Here is an 11,791-nt window from a genome sequence, read left to right as displayed (position 1 = left end):
TAAATAAACAAGCAATTAACGATAAAAATCAAAATGGGGAATGAGCAAAAGCTCTCCCCCATTTTGTCAACAGCCCCATAAGGGACACTTTTTTATGTGTGTCCGTTATCCGGGGTATAGTTCACCTTACTGGGGCTTTGTCTTTTTATTTTGAAGTAGATGTAGAGATCATCGAAGTAGCACTCCTTTTATCCTGAAGTTCCTTTTTAATATTATTAATACTTATATATAAATTAAAATCTTTAATTTTATTTAATTATAATTTATAAGTATACTTAGTGTAACAATATTTTAAATATTCAAAATAGTAGGCATTCAAAGCCTTCTATGTGAGAAAAGGGGTGGAATTCATTTAATGAGTTATAACTTAAACGAAAATCTAAAAAGAAGCTCAAGCAATTTCCCGGAAAGTATCGCTTATATCTTTAGAGATAAAAGTGTTACTTATCAAGAACTAAATCAGAAGGTGGATCGATTGGCTGCCGGTCTGTATGTACAAGGAATCAGGAAGGGAGATGGAGTGGCTCTAATTTTAGGAAATAGCCCTGAATTTCTCATTGCGTACTACGGCATTTTACGGCTAGGTGCATTTGTTGTTCCTATCAATCCTTTGTATACCCAAGGGGAAATCAACTACTTATTAGACAATAGTCAAGTCAAAGCGGTCATTACTCATGTTTCTGTAGAACCGAAGTTATCAGAAGTAAAAAAGCAGTTGGAAAATCTGAAGATTGTGATTTATACCGAAGCCGAGAATCAGGAATCGACATGGGAGCATCTCATGGAAACAGGCACAAGCTTCAATGCAGATGGAAGCCCTTACATTGATGAAGAAGACCTTGCAGTCATTCTATACACATCAGGAACAACCGGGAAACCAAAGGGTGCAATGTTAACGCATCGGAACTTGGTTTCAAATGCGGACTCCATTTCAAAATTACTAGAACTCGATGATAAAGATCGTGTCGTAGCTGTTCTGCCAATGTTCCACGTATTCTGTATGACAGTTTGTCTGAATGCGCCAATTGCTTGTGGGGCAACAGTCCTGATCCAGCCTAAATTCAGCCCTCATGACGTGGTCACGACCATTCGAGAAAAAAAGGCAACCGTGTTTGCTGGAGTACCTACGATGTACAGTTTTATCTATCAATTGCCTGAAGCGAGTGCAGAGGATTGCCAATCTATTCGCCTGTGTATCTCTGGAGGTGCCTCGATTCCGGCAGAGCTGCTGCATAATTTTGAGAACAAGTTTAGTGTTTCTTTATTGGAAGGATATGGGCTTTCAGAAACTGCTCCTCTCGTCGCGATTAATCCTTTAAAAGGGACTCGCAAGCCAGGTTCTATCGGTTTGAATATTCCAGCTGTCCAAAGCAAAGTTGTAGATGAGTTTGGAAAAGAATTGCCGAGAAGAGAAGTAGGAGAATTAGTTGTTCAAGGGCCAAATGTAATGAAGGGATATTTTGGGATGCCGAAAGCTACTTCAACTGCTTTTAATGACGGGTGGTTTTACACTGGTGATCTCGCAACAATGGACGAAGAAGGATACATCTACATTGTTGACCGCAAGAAGGACATTATTATTGTTGGAGGCTACAATGTATATCCTCGTGAAGTGGAGGAAGTCCTGTATCAACATCCTGCTGTAATAGAGGCGGCCGTAATCGGAGTTCCAGATGGGGAATACGGAGAAAATGTTAAAGCTTTTGTCGTAGTTAAGGATGAGCAGATCACCATGAATGACATTATTCAATTCTGTCAGGATAAGCTGGTGAAGTACAAGCTTCCTAAACGAGTAGAATTTTTTAAAGAGTTGCCTAAGAACTCAACAGGGAAGATTTTGCGAAGAGAGTTAAGAGAATTGACTGAAATGAACACTTACTAAAGGGGGATTAATTATGTCAACCATTTTAAAGGAAAAAGTTAAAGGGCAAGTAGCGTGGAAAGGCACTGACCTGGCTAAAGATGATACATGGGTTTATTATTTGTCTAAAAAAACGATTGCCTCGCTTGAGACCGCTTTAGTTCATGTTAAACAAAAGGGTTTAAAAGCACCTGATTTTAACAAAGAGGATTTTCCGATTCCTGATATATATGAAGAAATCGTTTACTTTGTTGACGAGCTGGAGAATGGGAGAGGGTTCCTATTAATTCGTGGATTACCTATTGAAAGATATACAGATGAAGAAGCAAGCATCATTTACTGGGGTCTCGGACTTCACATGGGCATTCCGGTATCGCAAAACGCAAATGGTGACCTCTTAGGGCACGTCAAAGATCAAGGTCTTAGCTTAGAAAATTCTAATGTACGTGGTTACCAAACGAAACTGCACCTTCCATTTCATGCTGATGGATCTGATGTTGTTGGCTTATTAAGCCTAAGAAAAGGGAAATCTGGAGGTCACAGCAGTATCATCAGTTCGATGACTGTTTACAATGAAATTCTGGAGAAGAACCCGGAATATCTAGGAGTTCTCTGTCGTCCATTTTACTTTGATCGTCGTGGAGAGGAAGCGCCGGGAGAACCTCCAGTATTTACATCATCAATCTTTAATTATTATGATGGTAAATTGAGCTGTAGATATGTCCGTTTATTTATCGAATCAGCACAAGCAAAAACAGGCATACAATTGTCAAAAGTGGAAATTGAAGCATTAGACTTATTGGACTCCCTACTTCATGATGAGAATTTACATTATAACATGATGTTGGAAGAAGGTGATATGCAGTTCGTCAATAATTATACGATTCTTCACTCACGTACTCAATACGAAGACTATGAAGAGCCGGAACGCAAACGTCATCTTTTAAGATTGTGGCTCACGATGCCAAATGGTCGGGAAATTTCCCCGGAATTCGCGATGTTTATTGATGAGAATACAGGTAAACCAGGTCGCGGCGGCGTACCCCAACGTAAAACAACATCTGGCGGTATTATAGAAACCCTGAAGTGATTTTTTATAAAACGTTTAGTAAGAACGAGTGGGAACACCTTTTCAGAATTCAGAAAAAGGTGTTCCTTATATAGGAAAACGTGGGGAGATTTTCATGACAAGCACTCCAAAATATTCTTGGATTATCTTATTATTTCTAGTTCTTAGCGGGATGATCAACCAAGTGGATAAAATAATTATTGGGTTGGTTTCCGTTCCTTTAATGAAAGAGTTACATTTAAGTCCATCGCAATGGGGAGTTGTAGGAAGTTCTTTCTTTTGGTTCTTTACCTTCTCCTCTATTATTTTTGGCGGCATGGCCGATTCAAAAAACACGAAAAAAATGTTAACTTGGATGTCGTTGGTTTGGTTGATAGTTCAATTTTTCACCCCTTTCGTTAGCAGTTTGTCTATGCTTTTGTTAACCAGAATGATTTTGGGAGCTGGTGAAGGTCCTGCCCCCGCTCTATCCACGGCAATCATGGGAAAATGGTTTCCGAAACATAGGCATGGCATCGGTTTTGGTGCGGTTCTATTAGGAACGACAGGGGGATCTGCGATTGCTTCGCCATTATTAATCTCCTTGATTGATCATTATGGATGGAGATCTGCATTTATAGCGATGGGCATTCTGGGACTGATTGTGCTGGTTTTATGGATGATTTTCGGTAAAGAAAGTCCTCAAGAAATCGGCTGGCCGTCGATACAGCAAAAGGAGCAGCAATTATCCAGCCTCTCTAAAGTTTCTTGGAGTCAGTTTTTTCCGCATCTATTATCTAAAAACTTTATTCTGATCGTTTTGTGCGGGGGGTGTGCCTATTGGTTATTGTCCGTACAAGCGGTATGGCTTCCAGCCTATTTTACCAAAATTCAACATTTTAATGGTCAAACATTAAAATTAGCCGTGTCTTTACCTTTTCTTTTTGCAGCGTTTTTCCAATTAGGATTTGCCATTCTATCAGATCGGCTCTATCGTAAAACCAGAGATATTCGTAAAGCACGAATAAATCTTGCCGGTATAACGATGATGTTATCCGCTCTATGCTTATACCTAGCAAATGCCGCGAATTCCACGGTGATGTCCATATTGTTCTTCACCCTTGCTCCGGGTTTTGCGTATGTCATTCTTTCACTCGCACCCGCAATATTGATGGAGTTTTTTTCTCCCCAGAATATTGGAAAGGCACAAGGGACGTTCATTGCACTTGCGAGTATTACAAGCGTTATTGCTCCACTCGTATTTGGCTATCTTATTCAAAATTCTGAGACTGAAGCTATCGGATACGGATACGCATTTCAAGCCTCTTCTTTAGGGATGCTCATTATTGGATTATTGTTTTGGATCGGTGTACGTCCCGCAAAGGAAAGCCACACAATAATTGAAACAGATAAGAAATTGAGAATTTAAGAGATATAAACGTAGATTGAAAGATTCTTAGTAAGATTATATTGATCTAACTTAATTATAAGTTAAAAATAATAATTTCATTTTTAATTATAAGGATACCATATATAATAATTTCGGAATATTCAATCAATTAAAATGATACAACAAATATAAAGGAGGAATATGTATGTCTGTTATTTTAAAGGAAAAAATTCAGGGGCGTTCAGCGTGGAAAGGTATCGAACTGGCAAAAGATGATTCATGGATTTATTATTTGTCTGAGACAACCCTTGCAGCTCTTGACAAGGCTGTATTACATGTTCAACAAAAAGGGGTAAAGGCACCCAATTTTAACAAGGAGGATTTCCCGATTCCTGATCTCGCTGATGAAATTGCTTATTTTGTTGAAGAGCTGGAGAATGGGAGAGGATTTCTATTGATTCGTGGATTACCAATGGATCAATATACTGACGATGAAGCTAGTATCATTTACTGGGGTCTTGGACTTCACTTGGGCCTGCCGATCATCCAAGGAAAAAAGGGCGACCTCTTAGGGCATATCAAAAACATGGGTAAAGACTTTAATGATAATACAGCAGTAAGAGGTTACCAAACGAATGTACGTCTTGACTATCACACAGATCTTGCTGATGTTGTCGGATTACTATGTCTTCGTAAAGCGAAATCTGGCGGTTTAAGCAGTATCGCTAGTGCGATGTCTATCTATAATGAAATTCTGGATAATCACCCTGAGTACCTTGAAATTCTCTACCGTCCATTCGCCCATGATCTTCGTGGGGAAGAAGCACCTGGTCAATCTCCAGTAGTTCCATCACCGATCTTTAGCTATTACGATGGTAAATTAAGCTGCAGATATATGCGGCAATATGTCGAATCAGCACAAACAAAGACAGGTATCTCTTTGTCAAAAGAGGAAATCGAAGCGTTTAATTTTGTAGATTCCCTTACTGCTGATAAAAACTTTCATATTGATATGATGATGGAACCGGGTGATATGCAATTCGTTAATAATTATACCGTTTTTCATTCACGTACACTATTTGAAGATTATGAAGAAGATGACCGCAAACGTCATTTATTAAGATTGTGGCTCATGATGCCAAGTGGCCGGAAAATTGCTCCAGATTTCGAGTTTTATATAGGAGGAGCACCTGTAATTAGATAAAAACCCGTGGTAATAATAATCACTAATAATTCTTGAATGGTGATTTTATTCAACGAAAATGATGAATAAAATCACCATTTTATATTTTTATTTTGAAGTGAGAGTTTCGTGACAGGAATAATGGCGTCGCATATAGACTGGGTAATTTAAAAATAACCTGAAGTGAGGAGGATGTTTTTTGGCAAATTTAGATCCGCAAGCAGAAAAATATTTACAAGCATTTAATCAGCTGCCACCTATTCATACGATGAATCATAAGTCAGTAAGAGAGATGCTTTCTAAAGCACCGCGTCCTGTTGTAAAATTAGAACCGCTTTCAAAAGTTGAGGATTACATGATTCCGGTAAGCCAGGATGAAACAATCAAATGCAGGGTATATATACCGGAAGGAAAAGGTCCTTTCCCACTATTTATTTACTACCATGGTGGAGGATGGGTTCTAGGAGACATTGAATCAACGGATGCAAGCTGCCGAATGATAGCGAATCGAACGCAAAGTATTGTTGTATCCGTAAACTATCGTCTTTCTCCAGAGTATAAGTTTCCGACTCCAGTAGAAGACGCCTATTCCGCATTGCAATGGGTTTTTGAAAAAGGGACTTCATTTAACGGAGAGGTTTCTCGATTGGTAGTTGGTGGGGATAGCGTAGGTGGAAATCTAGCAACTGTAGTTACGATGATGGCGAGAAACAAAAAAGGTCCAAACATCACTGCACAGGTTTTAATCTATCCTGCGACAAATCTTGAGTTCAATACGGAATCCCATCGAACCTTTGCAAAAGGATTTGGACTTGACCGTGAGCAGTTGATTTGGTTCCGTAATCATTATTTAAGGAATAATGAGGACAGATGTAATGAGTATGCTTCCCCCTTAGTCGCTCAAGATTTAAGTGGTCTCCCTCCAGCAATTGTTATTACAGCGGAAAATGATGTACTTCGGGATGAAGGAATGGCCTATGCTGAACGTCTAAAAGATTTTGGTGTTCAAGTTGAATATGAATGTGAACCCGGAATGGTCCACGGATTTTTTGTACAAATGGCCATTTTCTCAAAGAACATAGAATTGACTGTTTCTCGGATCGAGAAGTTCTTGAGTTCCTTAAAATATACAATAGGGATAGATTGAAAGAAAATGTTCTAAATGAAGCGAGCCTCAGAATTTAGTGAGGCTCGCTTTTTAAAATAACCTATTTAATTTTTTAAATAGAAATTATTGATAATCAACGAAATAGTAACAATAGCAACCCTAGGCATTTAGTAATAAACGGTATTTCCAATTCCACCGGTTACCGAAATGACATCGCCAGTTATCGATGCCGCCAAAGGTGAGGCTAGGAAGGTAACGACATAAGCAATTTCCTCTGATGTAATCAAGCGGCCGAGGGCATTCATTGATGCTGCCTGGCGTATAGCTTCCTCATTAGTGACACGGCCTCTAAACGTTTCCGTATCGACAATCCCTGGATAAACAGCATTGACAGTAATTCCGTGCTTTCCTAATTCTAATGATGCGGATTTTGTCATATGGACAACAGATGCATTACGAGGACCGGAACTAAAATAATTGCCGCCAATTCTAGCTGCCAGACCACTTATATTGATAATACGTCCCCAATTATTTTGGATCATATAAGGAGCAACAGCCCGGACACTACGAAAATAGCCCATATACTTTTCTTCGAAATCTTTCAAGATAAGTTCATCTTTAATGCTGTTAAAATCCTCTGGTTCATGGCCTCCTACACGGGCACCACTGTTGATTAAAATATCAATGCTTCCCATTTCTGCTGCTGATTTTTCAACTAAATTTAGGATAGAGTCCGGATCATTAGTATCTGCTGTTATTGGATAAATATTCCTTTTAGTTTCTTTGGCCAATTCGTCTGCTGCATTCTTTAGTGAAGATTCGTTTCTTGAACAAATCGTACAATCCACACCTTCCAAAGCCAACTGACGTGCAATAGCTTTGCCAATCCCCCTGCTTCCCCCAACGATAAGTGCCTTTTTTCCAGATAATTTTAAGTCCATAGTTCAACCTCCTGCTTCAATTTACTTGTATTAGACTCTGCTCTTGAAAGCGGTTTATTAGAAAATTCAATCATTTCTATCGTTGATTATACCTATAAATGATAATTATATAAAATTAAAGATTTTAAATTGCACTTAAGTTTTATTAATATAATGATATGTGTTGTAAATTGCCATGTACAAGTGTGTTCTATTTCCGTTTATTAGTAAGGTTTATTTGTAAATTAAAAATTTTAATTTTATTTAACTGAAAATTATGAATATAATTAACTGGATAACTATTATAACAGTCAGAAGTTATTTAAAGCGCTTTCATGGAATTAAAGGGGGAGGACAAGGGACATCATTTATTAAGCAATAATTGTTTAGTATAAGGGTTTGAAAGATAGTGGCAGTCGCTTTTAAAGTAGGAAAACAGCCCAAACTTTTTCATTAGGTACTATAGTTAAAATTGCAATAGAAAACGAAGGAGGGTTCTCAGTGCCGTCTATTTTAAAGGAAAAAATTCAAGGACCAGTAGCTTGGAAAGGTATTGATTTAGCTAAAGATGAATCATGGATTTATTATTTGTCAGAGAAAACGATCGCAGATCTTGAAAGCGCTTTATTCTATGTGAAACAAAAAGGATTAAGGGCACCTGATTTTAATAAGGAGGACTTTCCAATTCCGTATCTTTCTGACGAAATAGCTTACTTTATAGACGAGCTGGAGAATGGGAGAGGTTTTCTATTAATTCGTGGCTTACCAATTGAAAAGTATACAGATGAAGAAGCAAGCATTATTTACTGGGGTCTCGGAGTCCACCTGGGCATCCCGGTCACGCAAAACGCAAAAGGTGATCTATTAGGACATGTTGTTGATCAAGGTCTCGACATTAATGATTCAAATGTACGTGGTTACCAAACGAATGCTCATCTGCCCTTTCACCCAGATGGATCTGACGTAGTCGGATTATTAAGTCTTCTAAAAGCTAAATCTGGCGGTTACAGTAGTATCGTAAGCTCCATCGCAGTTTACAATGAAATTCTGGATAGATACCCTGAGTATCTTGGAATTCTCTATCTTCCATATTTCTTGGATCGTCGTGGTGAGGAAACACCAGGTGAATCTCCTGTTTATTCATCACCAGTCTTTAGTTATTACGAAGATAAATTAAGCTGCAGATATAACCGCGGATATGTAGAATCAGCACAAGCGAAAACAGGTAGATATTTGTCAAAAGTTGAAACTGAAGCATATGACTTAATAGATTCCCTCTTATATGATGAAAACATGCATATTGATATGATGATGGAACCGGGTGATATGCAATTTGTTAATAATTATACTGTTCTTCATTCCCGTACTGTATACGAAGACTATGAAGAACCCGAACGCAAACGTCATTTATTAAGATTGTGGCTCACGATGCCAAATGGGCGAGAAATCGCGCCAGACTTCGCGATGTTCATTGATGAGAAAACAGGTAAAGCTGGTCGCGGTGGTATTCCTGTACGTGAAAATACAGCTGGAGGTATTGCTGAAAAAATGAGGTAAGGGGTTTAATAAATAAAGAGTTTAGACGAGGTTAAACACGGAAGATTTACCTTTAAAGACTTTTAAAACACCAATTGATTCATGTTAACGGAATAGAAGGGGAGATTATTAATTTGAAAACACCTAAATATTCTTGGATCATATTATTAATTCTTGTAGCCTCAGGCATGATCAACCAGGTTGATAAAGTTATCATTGGTTTAGTTTCTGTTCCTCTAATGAAAGAGTTACATTTAAGTCCTTCACAATGGGGAATTGTTGGCAGTTCGTTCTTTTGGTTCTTTACCTTTTCCTCTTTCATTCTAGGGGGAATGGCCGATTCAAGAAATACGAAAAAAATGTTTACTTGGATCTCGTTTGTATGGTTGATTGTTCAATTTACCACACCTTTTGTTTCAAGTCTATCTCTACTAGTAATAACAAGAATGGTCTTGGGAGCAGGAGAAGGTCCTGCCGTTGCTATATCAACTTCAATAATTGGAAAATGGTTCCCTAAACATAGACATGGTATAGGCTTTGGCGCTGTTCTCTTTGGAGCAACAATCGGGCCTGCGATTGCTTCGCCATTATTAATCTCCTTGATCAACGGATATGGATGGAGATCTGCTTTTATAGCAATGGGGATTGTTGGACTAATGGTGCTAGTTTTATGGATGATTCTTGGAAAAGAAAACCCAAAAGAAATCGGTTCGTATGCTTTTGATCAAGAAGATAAGCACTCAATAATTTCTTCTAATGTTTCTTGGCGTCAGTTTCTTCCGTATCTTTTATCTAAAAATTTTATTTTTATCGTTTTGTGTGCAGGTTGTGCCTATTGGTTATTGTCCGTTCAAGCGGTATGGTTTCCTGCATATTTTACCGAAATTCAACATTTTGATGGAAAAATGTTGAAACTTGCAGTGTCTTTACCTTTTCTTTTTGCGGCCATTTGCCAAATTGTATTTGCCCTGTTTTCGGATCGACTTTATCGCAAAACAGGAGATATTCGTAAAGCACGAATAAATGTTGCAGGGATTACGATGGTGCTATCCGCTATTTGTTTATTTCTTGCAAATGCCTTTAATTCTAGTGCAATCTCCATTCTATTCTTCATCCTTGCTCCGGGTTTTGCGATTGTTATTCTCTCACTCGCACCCGCCATATTAATGGAATTCTTTTCTCCCAAAAACATTGGAAAGGCTCAAGGGGCCTATGTTGCTCTATCAAGTACAACAAGCATTATTGCTCCACTCATATTCGGGTATTTTATCCAGTATGCAAGAACTGAGGCAATTGGATATGGTTATGGCTTTCAAGTAACTTCTTTGGTTATGTTCGTAATCGGATTATTGTTTTTGACCATTGTCCGTCCCGCGAACCAAAGTCAAACAACGATAAAACCTGAGGAACAAGTTATTGTATAAAAATCATTTAATAGGTGAATCAAGGAGGGAAATAAACGATGTGTAAAAATGAAAAGTCCGTTTCTGAGATGGACCGTTGTGTATTGTGTCATGAAGAATTAGCTATTATGGAGCGAAATCGCAGTAAGTGCTGGAGTTGTCAGGATAAGATATCCGAGACTTACGCTGATAATCATATTGAAGTGGAGGATTAAGTAAATTAATTAGTTTCGTAATGATTAGAACTGTAAAAGGGCCTTCTTTACGAAGGTCCTTATTAATTTTTAGGTGATGTTTAAACATAATTGTTGATTTTCAAACTAAGTTGATTGAAGCGGAAGGCACGAGGCTCATGTGGAAGTAGCAGGTCAGGGGAGACCCACAGGCGCTCTGCACCGAGGAGGCTACACGACTGCACTCGGAAAGCGAAGTGCCTTAAGCGGAAATCAACAGGCAAGTTTAACACAGCCAATATTTAAGATTATATTTTGTGTTATATAAATATTACTTACTTACAGGTACCAGGACAAAAATCATTAAGCGTGCGGTTCAAGAGATTCAAAATGGGATGAACGTGAATCTAGGAATTGGAATGCTTACTTTACTTGCGAACGAAATACCGGAAGAAGTACATGTATTATTGCAATCCGAAAATGGGTTGCTTGGCATCGGACCTTATCCAGTTAAAGGGATGGAAGATCCTGTTCTTATTTAACGCAGGGAAAGAAACGGTTACAGCGGTAATCGCTGGATCTTTCTTTGACAGTGCTGAGTCCTTTGCTATGATTCGTGGGGGACACATTGATCTGGCTATCTTGGGAGGCATGGAGGTTTCCGAACAAGGTGATTTGGCAAATTGGATGATCCCGGGGAAATTGGTCAAAGGGATGGGAGGTGCGATGGATCTTGTCCATGGTACCAAAAGAATTGTGGTCATAATGGAGCACACCAATAAGTACAATGAATCCAAGATCAAAAAAAGCTGTTCCCTTCCATTGACAGGTCAAAAGGTTGTAAATCGACTGATTACGGATTTGGCTGTATTTGACTTTACTCCCGAGGGAATGATTCTTGTGGAAACGCAAGAAGGTGTTTCACTAGATGAAGTGATAGAAAAGACGGAGGCTTCCTTTACGATCAGCGCCAATTTGACATGTGGAAAAGGGGATCGCCAAAAGGCTTCTATTACAAGGTAAAGAGATAACACTGCTAATTCCTGTTAGGGTAGAGATAAATTTGTAATAAGAGAAGCCTTTTCGCCCACCTTGCACATAACCCTGTCAAGTAGACAATAAAAAAAGAGTATTTTAAGCTGCGGCCTTTTCTCGGTATTCAATCGGGG

General features: G+C 38.6%; 8 protein-coding genes and 1 pseudogene. 8 read left to right on the top strand and 1 reads right to left on the bottom strand.

The features are described from left to right. Positions 1-355: 355 nt before the first annotated feature. The 5 genes from ACFX4X_RS24095 to ACFX4X_RS24075 all read left to right on the top strand — a co-directional run bounded on the left by ACFX4X_RS24095 (position 356) and on the right by ACFX4X_RS24075 (position 6,629). Complete coding sequence (locus ACFX4X_RS24095; RefSeq protein ID WP_377387172.1) at positions 356-1,882, top strand: long-chain-fatty-acid--CoA ligase; 1,527 nt, start codon at positions 356-358, stop codon at positions 1,880-1,882. 13 nt (positions 1,883-1,895) lie between these two features. Then, on the top strand, positions 1,896-2,951 hold the full coding sequence (locus ACFX4X_RS24090) for a TauD/TfdA family dioxygenase (protein ID WP_377387169.1): 1,056 nt from the start codon (positions 1,896-1,898) through the stop codon (positions 2,949-2,951). Positions 2,952-3,045: 94 nt separating this feature from the next. Next, a complete protein-coding gene (locus tag ACFX4X_RS24085) occupies positions 3,046-4,338 on the top strand; it encodes an MFS transporter (protein WP_377387167.1) in 1,293 nt (430 codons plus the stop codon). A 166-nt stretch (positions 4,339-4,504) separates the two neighbouring features. Then, positions 4,505-5,503: a TauD/TfdA family dioxygenase gene (locus ACFX4X_RS24080; RefSeq protein WP_284470980.1), complete on the top strand. Its 999-nt coding sequence runs from the start codon at positions 4,505-4,507 to the stop codon at positions 5,501-5,503. A gap of 178 nt (positions 5,504-5,681) precedes the next feature. Continuing rightward, on the top strand, positions 5,682-6,629 hold the full coding sequence (locus tag ACFX4X_RS24075; protein WP_377387164.1) for an alpha/beta hydrolase: 948 nt from the start codon (positions 5,682-5,684) through the stop codon (positions 6,627-6,629). A 128-nt stretch (positions 6,630-6,757) separates the two neighbouring features. Here the strand turns inward: ACFX4X_RS24075 and ACFX4X_RS24070 are convergent, their stop codons facing one another. Further along, positions 6,758-7,531 carry an SDR family NAD(P)-dependent oxidoreductase gene (locus tag ACFX4X_RS24070; RefSeq protein WP_061462902.1) on the bottom strand — a complete coding sequence of 258 codons (774 nt, stop codon included), beginning with the start codon at positions 7,529-7,531 and terminating at the stop codon, positions 6,758-6,760. 480 nt (positions 7,532-8,011) lie between these two features. Here ACFX4X_RS24070 and ACFX4X_RS24065 point away from each other — a divergent pair, with 480 nt between their 5' ends. The 3 genes and pseudogenes from ACFX4X_RS24065 to ACFX4X_RS24055 all read left to right on the top strand — a co-directional run bounded on the left by ACFX4X_RS24065 (position 8,012) and on the right by ACFX4X_RS24055 (position 11,645). After that, the gene (locus tag ACFX4X_RS24065; RefSeq protein ID WP_377387161.1) at positions 8,012-9,067 is read left to right on the top strand and encodes a TauD/TfdA family dioxygenase; all 1,056 of its coding nucleotides are present in this window, start codon (positions 8,012-8,014) and stop codon (positions 9,065-9,067) included. A gap of 113 nt (positions 9,068-9,180) precedes the next feature. Continuing rightward, entirely contained in the window at positions 9,181-10,470 is a 1,290-nt protein-coding gene (locus ACFX4X_RS24060; protein ID WP_377387158.1) for an MFS transporter, read from the top strand. Between the two features lie 547 nt (positions 10,471-11,017). Beyond that, a pseudogene (locus ACFX4X_RS24055) lies at positions 11,018-11,645 on the top strand (3-oxoacid CoA-transferase subunit B). Positions 11,646-11,791: the final 146 nt, after the last annotated feature.

It is taken from the genome of Peribacillus sp. YIM B13481 (assembly GCF_042787985.1).
Lineage (GTDB): Bacteria > Bacillota > Bacilli > Bacillales > DSM-1321 > Peribacillus > Peribacillus simplex_A.
Note: the sequence above shows the minus strand (reverse complement) of the source record. Positions and strands in the feature narration are given on the sequence as shown.

Bases quoted from the DNA above. Each gene is read 5' to 3' on its own strand.
- ACFX4X_RS24070 (WP_061462902.1), bottom strand. From the start codon at position 7,531: ATGGACTTAAAATTATCTGGAAAAAAGGCACTTATCGTTGGGGGAAGC.
- ACFX4X_RS24090 (WP_377387169.1), top strand. From the start codon at position 1,896: ATGTCAACCATTTTAAAGGAAAAAGTTAAAGGGCAAGTAGCGTGGAAA.
- ACFX4X_RS24095 (WP_377387172.1), top strand. From the start codon at position 356: ATGAGTTATAACTTAAACGAAAATCTAAAAAGAAGCTCAAGCAATTTC.
- ACFX4X_RS24080 (WP_284470980.1), top strand. From the start codon at position 4,505: ATGTCTGTTATTTTAAAGGAAAAAATTCAGGGGCGTTCAGCGTGGAAA.
- ACFX4X_RS24085 (WP_377387167.1), top strand. From the start codon at position 3,046: ATGACAAGCACTCCAAAATATTCTTGGATTATCTTATTATTTCTAGTT.